Below are 23,050 nucleotides of genomic sequence, written 5' to 3'. Positions count from 1 at the left end.
TTTATTTATAGATTTTTACTCTTGCTCAAGATCTGAATCACTAAGTTCTGATTCAATCTCAATCGCAGTAACACGTTGTAACCCTCTCGGCAGCAAGCTACCTCGACGTCCACGCTCACCACGGAAGTTTTCTAGATCGCTGGCTTTTAAACCAAGTTTGCGTTTGCCGGCATAGAGCGTAATAGCCGATCCTTGAGGCAAGGAGATTAAGTGTGACACAAACTCTTCACGCTCTTTGGACTTAGCCGCAGGAATATTGATTATTTTGTTGCCTTTGCCTTTGGTTAGCTGTGGTAAATCTTTGATTGGGAATAGCAACATTCGTCCCTGATTCGTGATCGCTAAAATGTCATCAGACTCCAAATTACCGATGGCCTGTGGCGTCATTACCTCTGAGTTCTCAGGCAAATTAACTAAGGCTTTACCACTACGGTTTTTCGACAGCAGTTCACCACCTTTACACACAAAACCATAACCGGCATCCGAGCCCACTAACCAGAGTTGATCCTCTTCCCCCATCACTACTTGGCGAATAGACGAGCCCTCTGTGATGTTGAGACGACCCGTAATCGGTTCACCTTGGCTGCGCGCCGAAGGTAGCGAGTGAGCTTCAAGCGAATAACTTCGACCATCGCTACCCAAGAATACGACCTGTTGATTGCTCTTACCACAAGCATGAGCCAAATACTGGTCGCCGGATTTGTAGCTCAAACTTTGGCAATCCACATCATGCCCTTTGGCATGACGTACCCAGCCTTTTTCCGAAAGCACAACGGTGATCGCTTCACTTGGCACAAGGTCACGCTCAGTCAACGCTTTAGATTCAGCTCGCTCAATCAGTGGTGAACGGCGATCATCACCGTACTTCTCAGCATCCGCTTTGATCTCTTTCTTCAACAATGTGTTCAAGCGACGCTCAGAACCAAGCAACTGCTCTAATTTTTCGCGCTCTTTGGCAAGCTCATCTTGCTCACCACGAATCTTCATCTCTTCAAGTTTGGCTAAGTGGCGAAGTTTGGTATCTAAAATCGCATCGGCTTGAATAGCACTAATACCAAAACGGGCTATAAGTACCGCTTTAGGTTCATCTTCAGTACGAATGATTTCAATCACTTCATCAATATTCAGATAAGCAATGAGCAAACCTTCCAAGATGTGCAAACGCGCCATGACTTTATCAAGACGGTACTGTAAGCGGCGGCGAACCGTGGTGCGACGAAACTCAATCCACTCAGAAAGAATGGTCACTAAACCTTTCACTTCAGGACGATTGTTTAAGCCAATCATGTTCAAGTTAACACGGAAGCTTTTCTCTAGATCGGTTGATGCGAACAAGTGGCTCATCAACAAGTCACAATCTACGCGGTTAGAACGCGGCACAATAACAATACGCGTAGGGTTCTCATGATCCGATTCATCGCGTAAATCTTCAACCATTGGCAATTTCTTCGCGCGCATTTGGTTAGCGATTTGTTCGAGCAATTTAGCGCCTGAGACTTGATGAGGTAATGCTGTGATCACAACATCACTCCCCTCTTTATGCCAAACCGCGCGCATTTTGATACTGCCGCGACCTGAGCGATATATTTTCTCAATTTCAATTCTGGGTGAAATAATTTCCGCTTCGGTCGGATAATCTGGCCCTTGCACGTACTGCATCACATCATGCAGTTGCGCTTCCGGGTTATCGATCAGGTGAATCGTCGCATCGGCAATTTCACGCACATTGTGTGGCGGGATATCGGTCGCCATGCCCACCGCAATTCCCGTGACGCCATTGAGCAAAATATGAGGTAAACGCGCCGGCAGCATTTGTGGTTCTTGCATTGTGCCATCAAAGTTAGGCTGCCAATCAACGTTGCCTTGTCCAAGCTCACCCAGTAAAACTTCAGCGAATTTAGACAGTTTCGCTTCGGTATAACGCATCGCCGCGAAGGATTTTGGATCGTCCGGAGCACCCCAGTTACCTTGACCATCCACCAGTGGATAGCGGTAAGAAAAGGGTTGTGCCATTAATACCATCGCTTCGTAACAGGCCGAATCACCGTGCGGGTGGTATTTACCGAGCACGTCACCAACGGTACGCGCTGATTTTTTGTACTTGGCTGACGCCGAGAGTCCAAGCTCCGACATCGCATAAATAATACGTCGCTGTACCGGTTTTAAACCATCGCCAATATAAGGCAGTGCGCGGTCCATGATGACGTACATCGAATAATTGAGATAGGCGTCTTCAGTGAACTTACGCAGCGGCAGTTTCTCAACACCATCAAAGGTTATTTCAGTTGACATTTATTGCACCTCTGCCATATCACCATAACGTTGCAACCATGCGCGGCGGTCATCTGCACGCTTTTTACCTAGCAACATGTCCATCATCTCATCCGTTGCTTCAGCATCATCAATGGTCAGTTGCACCAAGCGGCGCGTGTTTGGATCCATCGTTGTTTCACGCAATTGAAGCGGATTCATTTCACCCAAACCTTTAAATCGCTGTACGTTGATTTTGGCTTTTTTCTGGCTAAGTCGCTCTAAAATGCCCTCTTTTTCAGCATCATCGAGTGCATAAAAGACCTCTTTGCCGCAGTCGATCCGATACAAAGGAGGCATCGCAACAAAAATATGACCCGCTTTGACTAATGCTCGGAAATGTTTGGTAAATAAGGCACAGAGCAAGGTGGCAATATGTAAACCATCAGAGTCCGCATCTGCGAGAATACAGATTTTACCGTAACGCAATCCATCGAGATCGTCGTTATCAGGATCAATCCCAAGCGCAACAGAAATATCATGCACTTCTTGTGAAGCCAGCACTTGGTCTGCCGAGACTTCCCACGTATTTAAAATTTTCCCACGCAGTGGCATAACCGCTTGAAATTCACGATCGCGCGCTTGCTTAGCACTGCCGCCTGCTGAATCCCCTTCGACAAAGAAGATTTCCGTGCGGCTCAGGTCTTGCACTGAACAGTCGGTCAATTTACCGGGGAGCGCGGGGCCTGATGCGATTTTTTTCCGTACCACTTTTTTGCTGGCTCGCATGCGGCGATGCGCATTGGCTATGCACACTTCGGCAAGTAATTCAGCGAGTTGTGGTTTTTCATTCAGCCATAAACTAAAGGAGTCTTTTATTACACCTGAAACAAAAGCCGCGGTTTGACGTGAAGAAAGGCGCTCTTTGGTTTGCCCTGCAAACTGTGGGTCTTGCATCTTAACCGACAACACATAAGAACAGCGGTCAAAGACATCTTCACCAGTTAACTTAACGCCACGCGGCAACAGGTTGCGGAATTCACAGAATTCACGCATCGCATCGAGCAACCCTTGGCGTAAGCCGTTAACGTGCGTACCACCTTGTGCGGTAGGGATTAAGTTAACATAGCTTTCAGTGATCATCTCACCACCTTCAGGTAGCCAAATCACTGCCCAGTTGGCCGCTTCAGTTTCAGCGACAAACTCACCCGTAAATGGCTCTTCGGGCAATAAGGTGTAACCCTTTACGCCTTCTGCGAGATAATCTTTTAGGCCGTCTTCGTAGTACCAACGGTGCTCAAGATTGTTAACCTTATCACTAAAGGTGATCTCGAGCCCCGGGCAAAGTACCGCTTTAGCGCGCAAATTATTGATTAGGCGAGTCACTGAAAAGTTAGGCGAATCAAAGTAGCTGGTATCGGGCCAAAAGTGGACACTCGTCCCTTTATTACGACGACCACAGGTACCAGTTACCGTCAATTCCTCGACTTTATTACCGTGCTCAAACGCCATTTCATATATTTGCCCATCACGGCGAACGGTCACTTCCACACGCTTGGATAGGGCATTCACTACGGAAATACCTACCCCATGTAAACCACCGGAGAACTGGTAGCTTTTGTTTGAAAACTTACCACCCGCATGCAATTTACAGAAGATAAGCTCAACGCCTGATATTTTCTCTTCAGGGTGAATATCAACAGGCATACCACGCCCATCATCGATCACTTCAAGTGATTGATCTGCGTGGAGAATAACTTGTACCTTGGAGGCATATCCGGCTAGCGCTTCATCGACACTGTTATCGATAACTTCTTGGCCTAAATGGTTAGGTCGCGCGGTGTCCGTATACATCCCAGGTCGGCGACGTACTGGCTCTAAACCATTAAGAACTTCAATGGCCCCAGCATTATATTGTTCAGTCATAATACGGAATGCTTTTATAGATAAATGATTCGTTACTTTTTCGGCAGTTTATCAATGATGTGCTTGTGATTAATTAACGACAACAACGCTGATTTTTTCAGCATTACAAACTGCAAAAGTATAGATAGGACATAGTCTGGAAGAGCCTTGCTTATGTCAAGCGAGATAAGTAAGTTACAGGTAAAATTATGACTCCCCCCTCAATGAATCGGTCAGAGATCTAGGAATTCGATGATTTGTCGCGGATATCGCTCAAAGTTCACAAAACTATGATCGCCGCCAAATTCAACCGTCTGTTTTGCTCCCGCCAATTTAGCGACGGCTTGACGGTAATCTAAGACTTCATCACCCATTTGTTGCAACAACCAAAATGACGTGACGTCATTAATTTTAACCTCTAATGCTTTGAGCTCTTCAATATGTTTCGCCTCTAGCCGATAGTGCTCTTGCGTGTAGGGGTTGACTTGTTCGCCTAAAAAATTGACCAATAATTCATACGGTTTGATTGCTGGGTTTATCACCACGGCACGAAAACCAAACAAATGGTTTAACCAAATAGACAAATACCCGCCTAATGAACTCCCCACCAGCGCAATACGATATTGATCTTGATGTTGATGAATAAGATCAAGTAGATATTCCGCAGCTTGCGCGGGAAAACTGGGTAACTTAGGCACCATCACTTTGATATCAGGACGCTGCATTTGGCAATACTTCACCATCACTTGTGCTTTGTGCGACAGCGGCGAGCTATTAAAACCGTGAATATAAAGCAGCATAGGTTGACGTGTAGGCATCTCAGTATCCATTAGCGTTAAAATCCGGTTGGAATGCGCCGTTAGCTAAACGTTTGACTTGAGTTTCTATTTGACCATCAGCAGATAGCGTCAATTCACGCCATCCTGGGGAAGTACGATCCAAAGCAAAATCATCTGAATTGGGCTTAAATTGTACACAGGTCGAGGGAGTGGCCATCACTCGGACACCGTGATGGAGTTTATCCATATTTTGATGAACATGACCACACAAGACAGCTTTCACATTGCGATGTTGCGTGACGATATTCCAAAAAGCATCGCTGTCTTTAAGGCTATGTTGATCGAGCCAGGCGCTCCCCACCAATAGAGGATGATGATGCAGCACAATCAAAGTGTGTCGCTGATGGTGCGTCGATAATTTTTCGTCAAGTAAAGCCAATTGTTGATCGCTCAGCCGTCCATGCGGTACGCCCACAACTTGAGAATCGAGCATCACCATCTGCCAGTGCTCACCGAGTAATACATGCTCCGACTGTTGAATCTGCTCTGACGGGAATACGGCGCCCATATTGGGTTTAAAGTCGTGATTACCGGGAAGCCAAAAACAAGTTTTTTCTAATGAAGAAATACCACGAGAGAAACGAAGATAAGACTCAGCACTATGATCTTGCGAGATGTCGCCCGTAGCCAGAATTGCATCAAATTCAACACTTTGCGCGCAGATCTCTGCCACAACAGCATGAAAGCTATCTACCGTATTAACACTCAACAGGCTGCCATCATCCGGCGCAAACAGATGCGTATCGGTAATTTGTAGCAGCTTGATGCTGTCTGAATTGTCTAGAGTTGGCGACACGTTCAAAATTTATTAATCCAAATTGAATGACTAATTTTCATCTATGACGAAGACTAAATTGGAGCTCGGCTAATCCCGTGCTTTAAACAAAAAGTAAGCCAATCGCCTAAAAAGCGATTGATTTGCGCTTTCTCATCTTTTTGCATCATTTGTTCATTCGGGTAATCATAGCGAGCTTTGATCTGATTTATCCGCGCACTTGCACACACTTCGGAAACACGTGCATCGTGGTAAAGCCTGACAGACATCGACGGTAATGGAAATACTGAAACGTCATCACTCTGACAAATCTCCACTAAAGTTGTGTACTTTGTGACCTCTAGCACTTGTAATTGATAGGTCATTTGAGCAGCCTGATAACAGCGTAAGTCACCCACGCTCGGCTGACTTGGTAACAAAGCGTTCAATTTCGCGTAGTTAGTTTCGTACACACGCATTAGTTCCGATAAATCAACGTGATACGGTTTCTTCAATGCTAATTCTGCCATTGCAATTGTAACTGTTGATAGTTTAGCTCTAACCATTGTAAAGCGATAATTGAGGCACCATTCTCAATTTGGCCATTTTTCACTAAGCGGTAAGCCTCTTCACGGCTCATGACATGAACTTTGATGTCTTCACCTTCATAGTCAAGCCCATGTACGCCTTTAGCTTGCGTTGCATCGATTTCACCAACAAAGACGTCGAGTAATTCAGAGCATCCGCCAGATGATGGATAATAAGAGCTAACTTTTTCGATTCGGTTCACTTCAATTCCCGCCTCTTCCATCGCCTCTCGACGAATAACCTGCTCGGACGTTTCATTAGGGTCGATGACTCCAGCAATAATCTCCAGTTGCCAAGGATGGGCGTGCTCTAGTGCTCCAACTCGAATTTGCTCTATAATCACGACTTCATCACGCGCAGGATCATAAGGAAGCATAGCCGCAGCATGACCTCTTTCAAACATTTCTCTTTCAATCACCTCACTCCATCCACCTTCAAACAACTTGTGTTTAAAGCGGTATTTCACCATGCGGAAAAAACCTTGGAACAGTGTTTCTTTTGAAATGACGTCCACATCTTGGGGCGTAAAAATGTTGTACCGTTTGTCAGACTGCTGCATTTGAAACCTCGCTCAGTGAATCTCATAGTTTAATCATGGAATTCATCCATCACCAAGGATATTGCTCAACTTTTTATATAAATTTTATATTTATTTTTAAACGAGCATCGAATTTTATTGCACAGATGGACAGTTATGTGTAAAAAAGTGCAAAGTTTCGAGTGAATTACCACCAATTTAAGTTAAACTCCTTAAAAGTAACCTTCTTACATATTAAGGCAGGGAATAGGACCAATGAAAAAACTGCTTCCACTATTCATCAGCGCAGCATTAGGCAGCCTGAGTTCTTCAGTATGGGCGGATACTCTTACTGAAATCTATAATCAAGCCAAAGAAAATGATCCTCAGCTACTGAGCTCTGCAGCTCAACGTGATGCTGCATTTGAAGCGGTAACATCTAGCCGTGGCGATCTGTTACCACAAATCAACCTGACCGCTGGTTACAATATCAACCGCAGTGATATTGATGCACGCGAAAGTGATAAGCTCACAGCAGGCATCAGTTTCTCTCAGCAGCTTTATCAACGTTCAAGTTGGGTTTCTTTAGACACGGCAGAAAAGAATGCACGCAAAGCGGATTCTGCCTATGCGGCCACCCAGCAAGGTCTGATTTTACGCGTTGCACAAGCCTATTTTGAAGTGCTTCGCGCCAAAGATAACTTGGCATTTGTCCGTGCAGAAAAAGCGGCAGTGGCTCGTCAATTAGAGCAAACGAAACAACGTTTTGAAGTCGGCCTTTCTGCAATTACTGACGTGCATGACGCACAAGCGCAATACGACGGCGTGCTTGCTGATGAAGTTTTGGCAAAAAATAGCCTCACCAATAGTTATGAAACCTTGCGTGAAATTACCGGCCAAGAACATTCTGATTTAAGTGTGTTGGATACTAATCGTTTTTCAGCCAGCAAAACAACGCAGCCGATTGATGCTCTGCTTGAAGAAGCCCAACAGAAAAATCTCTCTTTGCTGACCGCTCGTATTGCTCAAGATGTCGCGAAAGATAATATTTCATTAGCAAGTTCAGGGCACTTACCCTCACTGACTCTTGATGGCGGCTACAAGTACGGCGATGAAAGTAATAATAACAGCGGCTCTAAAGGGGATTATAACGATTTTAATGTCGGTATTAACCTTGCGGTGCCATTGTACACTGGTGGAAAAACCACTTCGCAAACCAAACAAGCTGAATTTGCGTACGTTGCTGCAAGCCAAGATTTAGAAAAAACGTATCGCAGCGTTGTGAAAGATGTACGCGCATTTAACAACAACATCAATGCCTCTATTGGCGCTTTACGTGCTTATGAGCAGTCAGTTATTTCAGCGAAATCAGCACTGGAAGCGACCGAAGCAGGGTTTGATGTCGGTACGCGAACTATTGTTGATGTACTTGATTCAACGCGCCGTCTCTACGATGCGAATAAAAATCTCTCTAACGCACGTTATGACTATGTGCTGAGCGTACTGCAATTGCGTCAAGCAGTAGGCACCTTGAGTGAGCAAGATATTTTAGATATCAACGCTGGCTTAAAAGCAGACAGCTAAAAAAGTAAAAGCCGCTGACAATTCAGCGGCTTTTTTGTCGTGATTGGCTCATTTTATACAAAATGCCAAAGGATACGGCGCGATGTTAGCCTCTACCGCCTTTAATCGCTTCAATAATTTCTGTGGTTGAGCAACCATCTTCAAAGTTCAACACTTTGACTTCTCCACCCGCAGCAATCACTTCTTCACCACCGGCGATATCTTCAGGTTTATAGTCACCACCTTTCACCAGTAAATTAGGTAGTACAGCCGCTATCAAACGCTGTGGCGTATCTTCAGAAAAAGGAACCACCCAATCGACAGCGCCCAATGCAGCAAGTACCGCCATGCGGCGATCTGTTGTATTGACTGGGCGACCTGGGCCTTTTAAACGCTTAACCGACTCATCCGTGTTAACGGCAACAATCAGGCGATCGCCCAATTTGGCTGCGTGGTTAAGATAAGAAACATGTCCTGCATGCAAAATATCAAAGCAACCATTGGTCATCACCACCTTTTCGCCCTGAGCTTGAGCCACTTTTACCGCATCAATTAAGGCTTGTTCACTGATGACACCATAATCAGTATCTTTGCTACCGTGAACCGCTTCCGCTAGTTCAATGGTTGAAACGGTTGACGTGCCCAGTTTACCAACCACAACACCCGCCGCCGCATTGGCTAATGCACACGCTTCATCAAGTGGTTTACCTGCTGCAACTGATGCTGCAAGCACTGAAATCACCGTATCTCCAGCGCCCGTTACGTCATACACTTCTTTGGCTAATGTTGGTAAATGGAATGGCTTCTGATTGCGTTGTAACAGTGTCATGCCGTGTTCGCTGCGAGTCACCAACAGCGCGCCAAGATCAAACTGTTCAATCAAGGCAAAGCCTTTTTCTACTAGCTCTTGCTCTGTTTTTACTTTGCCTACGACCTGTTCAAATTCAGACATGTTAGGTGTGAGCAATGTTGCGCCACGATAACGTTCGAAATCGGCTCCTTTAGGATCGATAAAAACGGGAACGTTGGCTGCACGTGCTTTTTGGATCAATTGCTGCACATGCTCTAATGCACCTTTAGCGTAATCGGACAAGATCACCGCTTTTACTTTCGGTAACGCCAGCTCCATGCGAGATAAAATCAGTTCTGGATCGGTGTTCTCAAACTTATCTTCGAAATCCAAACGGATCAGCTGCTGGCCTCGGCTTAGCACGCGTAATTTTGTAATGGTTGGATAATTTGGCAGAGCAACAAAATCACAACTCACTTTCAACGCTGTTAACGTTTCAGTCAGAACGTTAGCTGGCTCATCCACGCCAGTTAAACCAACAATGTGCGCATGACCGCCTAGTGAAGCAATGTTCATTGCAACGTTTGCCGCGCCGCCTGGACGTTCTTCGCTATTCTCGACCTTTACTACAGGAACGGGGGCTTCTGGTGAGATGCGACCGGTTGGACCATACCAGTAGCGATCAAGCATCACATCGCCAATAATCAATACACCTGCATCATTGTAGTCAGGTAGGATTGGTTTCATTGTGGATCTCCAATTTTTGTTATTGCGCTGAGTGTAACACAGCTCATTGAGTCTCTAAAACACTCAACCTAGCCACTGCTGCCAAGCGTTTGTAACTCGTTTTCGCAGGTCAACAAACTTACTTTCGTCAACATCCGCATCCAAGTTAAGCAAGTTTCGATGATGGATCTGATTGCGCATCGAAGTATAGGCATCGGTGAGAGCCTGCGCTTGTTCTTTGTCCATCACACCTTGGTTTAGTAGTGACTCAAAAATGCGTACGTTGTCTGACCAAAACGTCAATTTTGGCTTTTCATGGCTAAAACGCAGCACTAGATATTGAGCTAAAAACTCAATATCAGTGATGCCACCAGCATCTTGTTTAAGCATAAAACGGCCACTTTTCTTTCCCCCCAAATGATCGCGCATTTTTATCCGCATCGCGACTACATCCTGCTTGAGCTTGGTTTCATCTCTTGCCAATGACAAAATCTCATGGCGGGTGCGATGGAAAGCCTGTTGCAGTGGCTCATCACCATAAATCATTCGAGCTCGAACTAAGGCTTGGTGTTCCCACGTCCACGCTTCATTGCGCTGGTATTCATCAAATGCTTCAACGGGGCTAACTAATAAACCGGACGCTCCAGACGGGCGCAAACGAGTATCAACTTCATACAAAATACCAGAGGCGGTACGAGTGGCAAAAATGTGGATCACGCGCTGGGCTAAGCGCAAATAAAACTGACGGCCATCAATCTCTTTTGCGCCATCGGTGTAACAATCCACTGGGCAGTCATGGAGAAACACGATATCAAGATCGGAATTGTAGCCCAACTCCCAGCCCCCCACTTTGCCATAACCAACAACTGCAAACCCTTTACCATCCCTCTCTTTTAAATGAGTGGGTTGGCCGTATTTTGCACTGACTTGCTGCCAAGCTTGGTTGATCACAGCTTCAACGATGGCTTCAGCAAGGTAGGTTAAGTGATCGCTCACTTTCATCACAGGCAAAGCACCAGCAATATCAGCAGCAGCAATACGCAAAATGCAGATCTGTTTAAATTGGCGTAATCCTTCCATTTGCTGCTCCATATCCTCTTCGGGAATACGAGCAAGAAAATCACGCAGTTCAGTTTTATAAGCGGACAACTCCATTGGATTATAGAGATGCTGCGGGTCGATAAGTTCATCGAGTAAAATGGGGTAACGACTAAGCTGTTCCGAAATCATCGGGCTTGCGGTACATAAACGCACCAGTTGCGTCAATGCCGCAGGGTGTTCATCTAGCAGCTCAAGGTAAGTGGTTCGAGTCACAATTTTGTACATCAAATGCAGCACACGAGGTAAGCCAAACTGCGCATCTGGGTGAATGAAAATCGCTTGGAACAGTTTTGGCATCAACCGGTTTAATACATCTCGTCCGCGTGGGCCCAGCGTTTTTTTCGCTAAATCCTCTTTAAATTGGATCAATACATGCGCCATGCCGGCAGGATCATCACAGGTAAGCTCTTGTTGAAAAATCGTTTCAAGCACATCTGACTTGTGCGCCATATCCCACAGCTCGTGAAAATGTTTAGCAACGCAGTGGTCATCTTCTTCTTCATCATCGCCAATCAGAGTTGCAAATACTTGATGTACTTTGGTCATGTGTTGATGCGTTTCGTGAAGCAGCGTTACCCAGTCAGTGCATTGCATAGCAACAGCTAAGCGAAGTTGATCCAGTTCATTGTCTGGCAAGGTTTGCGTCTGCTTGTCGGCCATCGCTTGCAATAGGTTCTCAAGGCGACGTAAAAACAGATAAGCTTGTCGTAAATCGGCCACTTCTTGCGGTTTGAGCAGGGCAAGTTCTTCTATTGCAACCAGTGTTTCTAATAGTCCACGCTGACGTAAACTGGGTTCTCGTCCACCACGAATTAACTGAAATACTTGTGCGATGAATTCAATTTCGCGGATCCCGCCTGCGCCTAATTTGATGTTGTTATGCAGCCCTCGACGTCTCACTTCGCTGCTGATCATCGATTTCATACGGCGCAGAGATTGAATGGCGCTAAAATCGATGTAGCGGCGGAACACAAATGGTCGCAGCATTTGACGCAGCTCTTGGTACTGCGGATACATTTCCCGCCCCATTACTCGAGCTTTGATCATCGCATAACGCTCCCAATCACGCCCTTGCTCTTGGTAATAATCTTCGAGCGCCGCATAGCTCATCACCAGTGGGCCACTTTCACCAAAAGGACGCAAACGCATATCAACTCGGTAGCAAAAACCGTCAAAGGTATGTTGATCCAACGCTTTAATGATTCGCTGGCCTAAACGGGTAAAAAATTGCGCATTCGCGATGCTGCGGCGAGCGCCTTGTGTTTCACCGTTTTCAGGATAAGTAAAGATGAGGTCGATATCCGACGAGAAGTTCAACTCACCGCCACCTAACTTGCCCATACCGATGATCAGCATAGGTTGTGCTTCACCTTGGTCGTTAGTTGGCGTTCCCCACTCGAAGCAGCAAACAGCGTACTGCCACTGGTAAGTCTCAAAAATGAGTGCTTCCGCCAGTGCTGAAAGATGTGCAAGGCTCTCTTCTAACGTCCAACTGGCGGTGAAATCTCGCCAAGCGATGTACACCATTTCACGGTTACGAAACTGACGCAAAATACGATGCCCTGACATTTCATCTTTGCACTCTTCTAGCTGTATAGCGAGATCGTCTCGGTAATGCTCTAGCCTTGACTCTCCCGCCAACATTTCTGGTAATTGCATACACAACCGTTCATCTCGCAATAATGCTTCATTGATAAACTGGCTCATCCCGACCACATACAACAGCTGTTTTTTCAATGGCTCGGACCACTGTGCAATGCTCGGTTGTTGCTCTAGCAAATGTTGATAGGTGGTATGCGCAAAAGCGTGAAGTGATGAAGGCAGTAACATGAGACATCCTTGTGAATTGAGACCAATGCAGTCGCTAGAAGGCTATTTATAGCAAACTTATATCAATAAAAAACGCCCAACAACAAGAATTGTGGGCGTTGATTGAAGGATCGAATTTCTACAGAGTTAGACTTTGAACATCGTGATTTTCCGATCTAACTCTTCAGCGTTGCTTTGCATGATCTCTGATGTTTCAAGCAACTCACCAACTACTGTTACTGAGGCTTCAACGAGCTCCCTCACATTGGTTAGATTTTGGTCCATTTCCTGAGCCACGCTAGTTTGCTGCCCAGCGGCCGTTGCGATTTGGATATTCATGTCATTGATCCGTTGCACTTGATTCACAATACCATCTAATTCAGTGCCCGCATTCGTAACCAGCTCAACTCCTTCAGCCGCTTCAACTACACTTTTTTCCATTAAATCAACGGCTGAATTGGCACTATTTTGTAATTGAGAAATCATCTCTTGGATCTCAATCGTCGCTTTTTGGGTGCGCTGCGCTAAGTTACGCACTTCATCGGCCACCACCGCAAAACCACGCCCAGCTTCACCAGCCCGAGCCGCTTCAATGGCAGCATTGAGCGCGAGTAGGTTGGTTTGCTCGGAAATACTTTGGATGGTTCCAACAACACTGCCAATCGCAACCACTCGTTCTTCAACTTGGTTGACGGCTTGCGCTGATGCCGCGATATCCTTCGATAGCTCACTCATCTTAGTGATGGTGCCTTTGACAAAACGCTGACCAGTTTCTGCTTGACCTGACGCTTGCTCGGTTAGTGCTGATGCATTTTGTGCATGCTCTGCGACCGTTTGCACCGTGGATGTCATTTCACTCATGGCGGTGGCCAATTGGTCAATTTCGTTAAACTCTTCTTGAGCCGAATCTTTGGTTTCTGACATGCTGATGGTCATGACTTCAGTAAGTGACGAAAGCTCTTGTGAGGCATCCACTTGCATCTTAATGACGTCTTGCAACTGACGGCGGGTTTTCTCAAGCTCTCGCGCAACGTCGCCGTACTCATCTTTACATTCCATATTAATCGGTGTGGAAAGATCACGACTTGCCATCAACTTAATTGAATCACTTAAATATTGTGTTTGGCGTAGCATGACTTTCGCTGCGGCGAGTAAAAGCACAACAAAAACGATGATCATGAATGCCGTTTGCCATACTACTTGAGTCAAATAAGCATCATAGTGTTGCTGAGCGATTTCGGTATTCTGAGTTGCTGCAAGCAGTGATTCGTAAAAAGTACGAGCATCCCAAAGCTGCTTTGCGATGATCAATACTGTACTAAACACCATCAGCATAACCATTTTAGGAACGAGACGAATATCGGTAATCAAACGTTCCCATGGCTTAAATGCCATTGTTGCCATTGTCAGTTCTCCACTATGTCTTATATGTTGAAATTTCGGTAAGTAAGCAAACTCAAAAACTAAAAAAGCTATTTATTTTGAGCTTCGTATGAAAAAAGATGATATCAAAGATGAGACAAATCCAATGTGTTTATTGTTGCTGATCCACTCACTCATGGCATTATTTGTGATCTCAGGCTTGTTGTTCATCTCTGTCAATCATGATACCTGTTAGGTTTCTATCGACCCTGATTTTTTGAACTGTAGTCGTTTCGTTGTGCAACCTGTTGGAGATTTGATCTCATCCACAAATCAATTGCAATTAATGAAACTACATGAGCAGAGATATAAAAAAAGAGACACCGCAGTATCTCTTTTTCATTTTGGCTGTGAGCCATGTTGATTAGCGACTTTTACGCCAATAAGGCTCGGCTTCAATACCAATTTGTCGCGTCTGCTCCATTGCATGAACAATGGAGTTTTGTTGGCGAATCAGCCATCGCTTGAGTTGTTCTTGTTCGTCTTCTTGCAACTTGTCGATCAAATTCTCTAGCGGCTTGAGCATTAATAAATCATCTATTCCTTGCAGTAAATCAGCCCAAGGGAGACGGAAGTTTTTGCGCTCTTCAATATCATAAAGGCTCGCAAAACCAATGCCAGTGTAGAGATTACGCATTAAACGATACTGCTGATCAATATACTCTTGAGGGCTTAGCTCAACTTTAGGAGGAAAAGCTTCCATTAACTCGGCCCATGTGCGATCCAACTGCTTCACCGAAAACGAACCGACATTACGCGCCATTTTTTCTCTGGCTTTATCGTCCAAGAAGGGTTGCCATCCACGGCTCAAAATCCAACGACTGAGATCAAGCAGTAACCCTGTATACCGCGCCGAACTGAGCAGCTTTAAGTTTTCTTCCCGAGTGGGTAGTGCCTCTTGCTGCTCTTTTAACTCGGCGATGATAAATTTACGAGCGTCCAGTTTACGCAGTGCGTGGCCTTTATCTTCAAGCAGGTTTGTTAGGTAGTCATGAGTTTTTAACCACGATAACTCTTGCTCCAACCATTTCAATTCCTGACGTAAAATAGCGCTGGCGCGACGTGGCACAATGCCGCCATAAATGCTCAAGATCTGGCGTAAAAAACTGGTGGCGTGGCTTATCTCATGTAACGCCGGAATTGAATCGCGCTCGGTGTAGATCTGTTCATGGTGATGCCAATGGGATAATGCATGCTCTAGCGAGTGAATAAAACACTCTTCCACGCTGTCAGTACTGACTGTATTGACCAGGGTTAAGGCGTGAACTTCATCACCTTGATAACCAGGCGCAAGACGATAGCCTCGCGCCGCTTTACTCAAGTTACCCAGACGCATACCACCGTGCTCACAAAACTGGCGAGCTAACGTAAACAAAGCATCCGTTTGCCCCGATTTCAACTCCAGCTCCACTTCGCAGATAGGTTCTTGTTTTTCACCTGCAACGACAAAGCCTTGATCGAAAGCCACTTCAACTTGGCTGCCATCGGCCATGCCAATCAACCACTGCTCGCGTGTGAAGTTGGTCGAAAATAGAGGCATCAGTTCAGATTGTAAGGTCGTAATATCTTTACCTTGTGGCCAGATATCTTCCGGATGAAGCGTCAAGTTCGGTTCATTGCTGTTGTGCTCAGCATTGTATTCTGGTCTTTGGTGCAACCCTGCAACGACTCGACCCGCCGTTTTAACAGTTTGAACATACACATCATCAAAGCGACGAATACGAAGCCCTGTGTCATGTTGACGCAACCAGTTGTCAGGTGTATCGAAGTAAGTGTTCCCTAACGCTCGACAACTGTGCTGAAGTACTTTGATTTCAGAGATCTTGTAACGCAAAATTTCCGAAAATTCTGGTGAAACAAAAAACTTCAGTTCTATCTCGGTTTCCATAACTAACCCTTTCAAAGCAGATAGCGAAAGAATATGGCCTAATGCACAGTGGGGCAAGTAACAAATATCACCGGAATGATGATCTAAAACAGTTTTAATGAGAGATTTAATGGGTTAACATGCGCGCCTTTATAGCCATCGCTCAACATTTCGCCATGAATGGTGTATGTTATTTTAAGGTTATATTTTTTAGGTTGAACGACCATGCCAGTAAATACAATTATGGGGTTATTTGCAAAGTCCCCTATAAAGCCTTTGCAGCGCCACGTTGTGTGTGTGAATGAATGTTGCTCTCACTTAGTCAATTTCTTTGAAGTTTGTTCAAAGGGTGACTGGGAGAAAGCAGGTGAAATTCGAGCCCAAATTTCTCATTTAGAGAAAGAAGCGGACGTACTCAAGCGTGAAATTCGTCTTAAACTACCACGCGGTTTATTTATGCCTGTCGATCGTACTGACATGCTAGAGCTGTTAACTCAGCAAGATAAACTGGCCAACCTTGCAAAAGATATTGCAGGCCGTGTCTACGGTCGTCAATTGATCATCCCAGAGCCTCTTCAAGAAAACTTCATTGCCTACGTAAAACGCTGCCTTGATGCAGCAAATCAAGCGCAAAAAGTGATCAATGAGCTCGATGAGTTATTGGAAACAGGATTTAAAGGTCGTGAAGTCACACTGGTGGCGGAAATGATCAATCAACTGGATGTGATTGAAGATGACACCGATGCGATGCAGGTTCGACTCCGCCAACAATTAATGGCTATTGAGTCGAAAATGAATCCGATCGATGTAATGTTCTTGTACAAAATTCTAGAATGGGTGGGCGGCATTGCCGATCAAGCTCAGCGCGTTGGCGCTCGTCTTGAACTAATGCTTTCTCGCTCTTAAATCAGTAAGTTAACCAAATAACGAAGAGCAAAACTTGATCCATCAGCTTAGGCGTTGATTATTTTCTCCGCTGATGGTTTTGACTCGCTTCGAGAAAATGAGTCCAGTTATGCTCCGCTTGTTATCAAAAGACTAGGTATTACGATGGATATCCTTGCGAACTACGGCACTGTCCTGATTCTTGTTGCAGCCGCTTTTGGCTTCATGATGGCGATTGGTATTGGTGCAAATGATGTTGCTAATGCAATGGGAACTTCAGTAGGCTCAAAAGCGCTAACCGTAAAACAAGCTATTATCATTGCGATGATTTTTGAATTCGCTGGTGCATATTTAGCGGGTGGTGAAGTAACCGAAACCATTCGTAACAGCGTCATCGAACCCGCACTTTTCGCTCACCAACCCGACGTTCTTGTTTATGGCATGATGTCTGCACTTCTCGCTGCCGGAACATGGTTATTGTTGGCTTCATACATGGGTTGGCCTGTATCAACGACTCACTCTATCATCGGCGCCATTATCGGATTTGCCTGCATATCTGTCGGCCCAGAAGCGGTTGATTGGGCCTCAGTAAAAGGCATCGTAGGCAGTTGGATTGTCACTCCAGTCATTTCTGGTTTGTTCGCCTACTTAATCTTCGTCAGTGCTCAACGATTGATTTTCGATACTGAAAATCCACTGATGAATGCCAAACGCTTTGTTCCTATTTATATGTTCATCACCACTATGGTGATCGCACTGGTTACCATCAAAAAAGGCCTTAAACATATAGGCTTACACTTGAGTACCGGTGAAGCATGGTTATGTTCTGCGGCGTTATCAGGCCTTGTTATGGTCGGTGGTTACTACTACATCAAGAGAAAATTTGCCAACCGCGAAGAAGACCATGGGTTTTCCGGTGTTGAGAGCATCTTTAGCGTATTGATGGTGATCACTGCGTGTGCAATGGCTTTTGCGCATGGTTCAAATGATGTAGCTAACGCGATTGGTCCTCTGTCTGCGGTGGTTTCAACTGTTGAAAGCTTGGGTGCTGTTAGTGCTAAAAGCTCAATTGCTTGGTGGATTTTGCCACTGGGTGGTTTTGGTATTGTGGTTGGCCTAGCTACCCTTGGTCACAAAGTGATGGCGACGGTCGGTACGGGTATCACTGAACTGACGCCAAGCCGTGGCTTTGCCGCTCAGTTGGCAACAGCGTCAACGGTCGTATTGGCATCAGGTACTGGCCTTCCAATCTCAACCACACAAACACTTGTTGGTGCGGTATTAGGGGTTGGTTTTGCTCGTGGAATTGCGGCATTGAATCTAGGTGTGGTGCGTAATATCGTTGCTTCATGGATTGTCACCTTGCCAGCAGGCGCTTTACTTGCGGTCATTTTCTTCTATGCCCTGCAAGCAATATTTGGCTAATACAATAAGTCAATAGATTGTAAGTGCAATGTCATTAATTGACTCAAACGCACAGAAAGGGAGGCTTAGCCTCCCTTCTTTGTTGCACCAATCAACGAAACTTCTTAATATTTGTCGAAAGCATTTTAATACCTCATTTGATAGCTAAAGGACTTATCGTGAAAAAACTGATCTGCATGGTTTTACTGACCATGTTGGCTGCGCCAACGTTTGCGCAAGACCGCTATATTGCGGACAAACTCTTTACTTATATGCATTCAGGTCCAAGTAACCAATTTCGCATTCTCGGTAGCATCGATGCAGGAGACAAAGTAAAGCTGCTTGATGTTAATAACGATACTGGTTATAGCCAAATTATCGATGAGAAAGGCCGCACGGGTTGGGTTGAAAGCCGTTTTGTCACTCGCCAAGAAAGCATGGCGATGCGTTTGCCGAAATTGGAGAGTGAGCTGGCCGAAGTGAAAAGTAAATTGGCCAATGCAAAGCAAAATGCAGACAGTGAAAAAGCCGGATTGGCCAATTCATTAGAGGCTCGCAATCAACAAATTTCAGAGTTAGAACAAAACTACAGTGATATCAGTAAGCAGCTCACTGATTCACAAACTGAAATTCGCGAACTGCGCGCTAAGCTGGATACTTAGAAAGAGGATCTACTGCTTAAATACTTTACTTATGGGGGCGGCGTAGCGGGTATTGGTCTGTTACTTGGACTAATTTTGCCACACATTATCCCACGCCGTAAGAAACACCCTTCTGGTTGGGCATAATCTCCCTAACAGACTGGATCTATCACTTGAAAAACGGTCACCAGAGAAAGGTGACCGTTTTTTTATCCTTTCCAATCATAAAGAGCTGGGATTTCAATCAATTCACCATCAAAACGTATCAAGGTTGATTGCGGATTGATCTCGACTAATTGCACGCCATTCACCACATCATCGCCTACCTTTCGCTCTACGCCATTAATTTTTACCCATCGTTTATCTGTGCGACTTGAATAAACGTGAGTCTGGAAATTCAGCGCTGGGATACGTCCTGAAAAGGTATCAAGATGTTCTGTGAGCAGAAGATGATCTTTTGATGTGTCTCCTACAAGTACGACTTGATCTTTGCCTTGAATCGCCAACTCGACTCGTTGTACCAATTCCGGGGATAATTGACTTAAGTCGAGATCATTAAGGCCAAACTCCTGATCTGCGTTTTTATCTCGCGGCTCACGAGTCGTCAACTGAGTATCATGTAAAGGAGTAAGTGGCTGCGTAGAGCTTGTCTCGGTAAGTGTTTTCACTCGTGGTGTATTGATTTGTAACTCACCAAAGTCAGGGTATTCAAGAACTTGGTAAGCCCCCTCTTGTTGCACAACTTGTGGCGCATTGCGCTTCAATTGTTCTAGCTCATCGATTCGAGCTTGGTATGAATGATAAACAAGATAACCGCAACAGAGTAACGATGGAGCAAACAACACGGTAAGCGATGATTTCGAGCACCATGAAGATGGCAAGGATTGATTAAACACTGCCACATGAGAAGAGTGAGGTAAGCTTTTGCTCTGGTGGCTAAGCTCTGATTGCTCTAATGCTTTAAGCACTTGCGACATTATCCTTGCTCCTTAGTAATGAGAAGACGAGGTGCGTTGTGTTGAGTCAATAGCTCAAGCCGACTGATCGTGCGAGCCCCAGCAATACCATCGCTGTCCATTTTCTGCCAGCGCTGGAAAAACGCTACTTTGCGCTTTACCTCACCATCAAATTGTTGATGCCCTGTGGCTTGCTCTCCAAGTAACTGAGACAATTTTTGGTCAAGCAGTTCAACATCATCTCCTTGCATGCCCTGTTTCAACGTTCGGAGTAAATCGTGCTGCCAAATGTAGTGATATTCTCCTGTCCATACGTCATTGAGCTGACTTTGGTTAATTTGCACATGCTTTCCTGCCATTAACAATTGCACCTGCTCAGCATTGATCTGGTACAGCACCGCATAAGCTTGTGTTTGCTCCGCAGCTAAAGTAAGCACCACTGGCAAATTTAACTGCTTTAATTGGTTGAAATCACCCTGCATACGCTGACATTGAAAGCGTCCTTGTGCTTGAACATCACAAAAACTATCGGCCAAAGATGCACTGTAACCCCAAACTTTATAAAGATCGCTAATGGCCGCTTCCAATGCCTTCGAGCGTTCTAGATCTTGTTCCAATTGAACACTGATCACCACTTGAGTGATCGGTTTAGGTAATTCAGGGGAAGGCAACGCAAAGCGCATCATGCGATCAATCCATGGCGGGCTAAACCACGCCATGAACACCGCTAACACTAAACCCGCAATGAGAGGAGAGCGATACGATATTGAAGACGGTACGAGGCGAGCATGAGGCGACTGATAGACCGAGGACTGAAAATTCATGACCTCTTGACCCGCGGTACGCACTAATTCAAATGAGAGCGCTTTCACGCCCTGCTGATAGGCTAACTTGAAACTCGCATCGCACACTAAGTTAATTAAACGCGGAATACCGTGGGTCTGTTCCGCTATCCATTTGATACTTTTCTGATCAAACCAATCCTTGTGACCGCCGGCTAACGCTAAACGAAAGTGGATGTACTGCTCTGTCTCTTGAACATTGAGAGGCAGCAAGTGATAACGACCGGTAATACGTTGCGCAAGTTGGCGTAATTGAGGTAATTGCAATTTTTGTTGTAACTCGGGCTGACCAATCAGTAAAACCTTAAGTAACTTACGGCTCTCCGTTTCAAGGTTAGTCAGTAGTCGCAACTGTTCCAGTACATCGGCGGCCAGATGCTGCGCCTCATCTATCACTAATAGCGTCTGTTTCCCTTGCGCGTGGTTATGCAGTAAATGATGATAAATTACTTGGCTAAGCGCCTTTAAACTCCCTGAAGGTGGGTAAGACAGCGCAAACTCATCACAAATCGCTTCAAGCAACTCGATGTTCGAAAAAGTTGGATTTAAAATAAACCCCGCCTGAGTACACTCATCGAGTGCCGCAAGCATCGCTCTTGCGATGGTTGTTTTGCCAGTCCCCACTTCGCCAGTTAATAGCGCAAAACCACCACCATCACCCAGCCCTGCTTGTAAATGTTGCATCGCTTCACGATGACGATGGCTCAAAAATAGGTAACGAGAGCTCGGTACAATTGAAAATGGCGGCTCGGTAAATCCAAAAAATTCCTTATACATTCTCTCGTCTCTATCATTTCACTGTGATGAAAAGTACCATTACTAACATCAATCGCCAATGGCGTTTCAGCATATTTAAGGTAATCCGGTGCAAGTATACTTAGTTGGGGGCGCGGTACGCGATCAGTTGCTCCATATTGATATCTATGACAAAGATTGGGTTGTAGTAGGCAGCAGCCCAGAGCAAATGCTGGCCACTGGTTTTACTCCTGTAGGAAAAGATTTTCCCGTATTTCTTCACCCGAAAACGAAACAAGAGTATGCCCTTGCTCGCACTGAGCGCAAAACTGGCGCTGGCTACACAGGCTTTGCCTGCTACTACGCACCCGATGTGACTTTGGAAGAGGATCTCGCCCGCCGCGATCTGACCATTAACGCCATTGCACAAGATAACGCTGGTAAGCTTATTGACCCCTATGGCGGCCAGCGCGATCTGCACAATCGCCTACTGCGCCATGTTTCTGATGCCTTTATCGAAGATCCACTACGCGTCCTTCGCGTGGCTCGTTTTGCGGCCAAATTCGCACATTTAGATTTTACCATTGCCGATGAAACCATGGCACTGATGAAACAAATAACGCAATCAGGTGAGTTGCAACACTTAACCGCCGAGCGCGTATGGCAAGAGTGGCAGAAATCACTGGCCACTCAGCATCCAGAAATATTTCTTTCTGTTTTATATGAATGCGGTGCACTTAAAGTGGTATTACCCGAACTGGATCGCCTGTTTGGTGTTCCTCAACCGGAAAAATGGCATCCTGAAATTGATACCGGAGTACACACCTTGATGGTTGCAGCGCAAGCGGCGAAGCTCTCTTCATCGATAGCGGTTCGTTTTGCAGCGCAAGTGCATGACTTAGGCAAAGGAGTCACACCTAAAAGCGAATGGCCCAGCCATAAAATGCACTGTCACACAGGAATTAACATCATTAAAGCCTTGTGCGAGCGGGTGCGTATTCCAAATGAGTGTAAAGAGTTGGCACTACTCGTCTGCGAGCAGCATTCCAATATTCATCGAGCGGCAGAATTAAAACCCAGCACCAAACTCAAAATACTCGATAAACTCGATGCATGGCGCAAGCCTGAGCGCTTGCTGGACGTTTTACTTTGTTGTCAGGCCGATCATGCGGGTCGATTAGGTTGCGAAGAGACCCCTTATCCGCAACGCGATATTTTTCTCAAAGCTTATCAAGCGGCACTGAGTATCGATGTACAACAGGTGATCCGTGATGGTTTTCAAGGGAAAGCGATCAAAGAAGAACTGGATAAACGACGGATCGCAGCGATTAGAGCGGTGTAAATCTTTCCCTTCTTAACTCGCAATTCAAAATGCGAGTTGCGATAGCAGAAAAAACAAAACGCCCTGCATTGCAGGGCGTTCTTTAAAGTAATGATGCTAAGCTGTACCCCGTGG

16 protein-coding genes and 1 pseudogene are annotated in these 23,050 nt (G+C 45.5%); 5 read left to right on the top strand and 12 right to left on the bottom strand.

What is annotated here, in order from left to right; genetic code table 11:
* Positions 1–15 precede the first annotated feature (15 nt).
* From parC to nudF, 6 genes are all read right to left on the bottom strand, one after another.
* On the bottom strand, positions 16–2,292 hold the full coding sequence (parC, locus tag AACR75_RS01485; RefSeq protein WP_047691540.1) for a DNA topoisomerase IV subunit A: 2,277 nt from the start codon (positions 2,290–2,292) through the stop codon (positions 16–18).
* Entirely contained in the window at positions 2,293–4,176 is a 1,884-nt protein-coding gene (parE, locus tag AACR75_RS01480; RefSeq protein WP_017042666.1) for a DNA topoisomerase IV subunit B, read from the bottom strand. It lies immediately after the preceding gene.
* Between the two features lie 212 nt (positions 4,177–4,388).
* The gene (yqiA, locus tag AACR75_RS01475; RefSeq protein ID WP_013856059.1) at positions 4,389–4,985 is read right to left on the bottom strand and encodes an esterase YqiA; all 597 of its coding nucleotides are present in this window, start codon (positions 4,983–4,985) and stop codon (positions 4,389–4,391) included.
* Positions 4,975–5,796 carry a 3',5'-cyclic-AMP phosphodiesterase gene (cpdA, locus tag AACR75_RS01470; protein WP_047691538.1) on the bottom strand — a complete coding sequence of 274 codons (822 nt, stop codon included), beginning with the start codon at positions 5,794–5,796 and terminating at the stop codon, positions 4,975–4,977. The genes yqiA and cpdA overlap by 11 nt, the downstream gene beginning before the upstream one ends.
* A 47-nt stretch (positions 5,797–5,843) precedes the next feature.
* Entirely contained in the window at positions 5,844–6,278 is a 435-nt protein-coding gene (locus tag AACR75_RS01465) for a DUF1249 family protein (RefSeq protein WP_017042669.1), read from the bottom strand.
* Positions 6,266–6,895, bottom strand: a complete 630-nt coding sequence (gene nudF / locus AACR75_RS01460) for an ADP-ribose diphosphatase (protein WP_047691536.1) — start codon at positions 6,893–6,895, stop codon at positions 6,266–6,268. The genes AACR75_RS01465 and nudF overlap by 13 nt, the downstream gene beginning before the upstream one ends.
* Positions 6,896–7,129: 234 nt before the next feature.
* Here nudF and tolC point away from each other — a divergent pair, with 234 nt between their 5' ends.
* Complete coding sequence (tolC, locus tag AACR75_RS01455) at positions 7,130–8,437, top strand: outer membrane channel protein TolC (protein WP_017046499.1); 1,308 nt, start codon at positions 7,130–7,132, stop codon at positions 8,435–8,437.
* An 85-nt stretch (positions 8,438–8,522) separates the two neighbouring features.
* Here tolC and hldE read toward each other — a convergent pair whose 3' ends face one another.
* From hldE to AACR75_RS01435, 4 genes are all read right to left on the bottom strand, one after another.
* Positions 8,523–9,953 (bottom strand): bifunctional D-glycero-beta-D-manno-heptose-7-phosphate kinase/D-glycero-beta-D-manno-heptose 1-phosphate adenylyltransferase HldE, encoded by a 1,431-nt coding sequence (hldE, locus tag AACR75_RS01450; RefSeq protein ID WP_017042672.1) that lies wholly within the window; start codon positions 9,951–9,953, stop codon positions 8,523–8,525.
* A gap of 63 nt (positions 9,954–10,016) precedes the next feature.
* Positions 10,017–12,863: a bifunctional [glutamate--ammonia ligase]-adenylyl-L-tyrosine phosphorylase/[glutamate--ammonia-ligase] adenylyltransferase gene (gene glnE, locus AACR75_RS01445; RefSeq protein ID WP_047691533.1), complete on the bottom strand. Its 2,847-nt coding sequence runs from the start codon at positions 12,861–12,863 to the stop codon at positions 10,017–10,019.
* 126 nt (positions 12,864–12,989) lie between these two features.
* Positions 12,990–14,246, bottom strand: a complete 1,257-nt coding sequence (locus AACR75_RS01440) for a methyl-accepting chemotaxis protein (protein ID WP_013856051.1) — start codon at positions 14,244–14,246, stop codon at positions 12,990–12,992.
* 382 nt (positions 14,247–14,628) lie between these two features.
* On the bottom strand, positions 14,629–16,152 hold the full coding sequence (locus AACR75_RS01435; protein WP_047691531.1) for a CYTH and CHAD domain-containing protein: 1,524 nt from the start codon (positions 16,150–16,152) through the stop codon (positions 14,629–14,631).
* A 204-nt stretch (positions 16,153–16,356) separates the two neighbouring features.
* On the opposite strand from AACR75_RS01435, the gene AACR75_RS01430 reads away from it, so the two are divergent.
* From AACR75_RS01430 to AACR75_RS01420, 3 genes and pseudogenes are all read left to right on the top strand, one after another.
* Positions 16,357–17,037, top strand: coding sequence for a TIGR00153 family protein (locus tag AACR75_RS01430; protein ID WP_013856047.1), 681 nt, complete (start codon positions 16,357–16,359; stop codon positions 17,035–17,037).
* Between the two features lie 144 nt (positions 17,038–17,181).
* Complete coding sequence (locus AACR75_RS01425; RefSeq protein WP_026027278.1) at positions 17,182–18,441, top strand: inorganic phosphate transporter; 1,260 nt, start codon at positions 17,182–17,184, stop codon at positions 18,439–18,441.
* 158 nt (positions 18,442–18,599) lie between these two features.
* Positions 18,600–19,208 (top strand): annotated as a pseudogene (locus AACR75_RS01420) (TIGR04211 family SH3 domain-containing protein).
* A 62-nt stretch (positions 19,209–19,270) separates the two neighbouring features.
* On the opposite strand, the gene AACR75_RS01415 reads toward AACR75_RS01420, so the two are convergent.
* Both AACR75_RS01415 and AACR75_RS01410 read right to left on the bottom strand, forming a co-directional pair.
* Positions 19,271–20,038: a general secretion pathway protein GspB gene (locus AACR75_RS01415; protein WP_047691528.1), complete on the bottom strand. Its 768-nt coding sequence runs from the start codon at positions 20,036–20,038 to the stop codon at positions 19,271–19,273.
* Positions 20,038–21,636 (bottom strand): ExeA family protein, encoded by a 1,599-nt coding sequence (locus tag AACR75_RS01410; protein WP_047691525.1) that lies wholly within the window; start codon positions 21,634–21,636, stop codon positions 20,038–20,040. Before AACR75_RS01410 ends, AACR75_RS01415 begins: the two co-directional genes overlap by 1 nt.
* 88 nt (positions 21,637–21,724) lie before the next feature.
* Here AACR75_RS01410 and AACR75_RS01405 point away from each other — a divergent pair, with 88 nt between their 5' ends.
* A complete protein-coding gene (locus tag AACR75_RS01405) occupies positions 21,725–22,936 on the top strand; it encodes a multifunctional CCA addition/repair protein (RefSeq protein ID WP_047691523.1) in 1,212 nt (403 codons plus the stop codon).
* Positions 22,937–23,050 lie beyond the last annotated feature (114 nt).

The sequence above is a fragment of the Vibrio sp. ZOR0018 genome (assembly GCF_963865925.1).
In the GTDB taxonomy this organism is placed as follows: domain Bacteria; phylum Pseudomonadota; class Gammaproteobacteria; order Enterobacterales; family Vibrionaceae; genus Vibrio; species Vibrio anguillarum.
The sequence above is the reverse complement of the archived record's forward strand: the minus strand, read 5'-3'. Positions and strand labels throughout refer to the sequence as shown.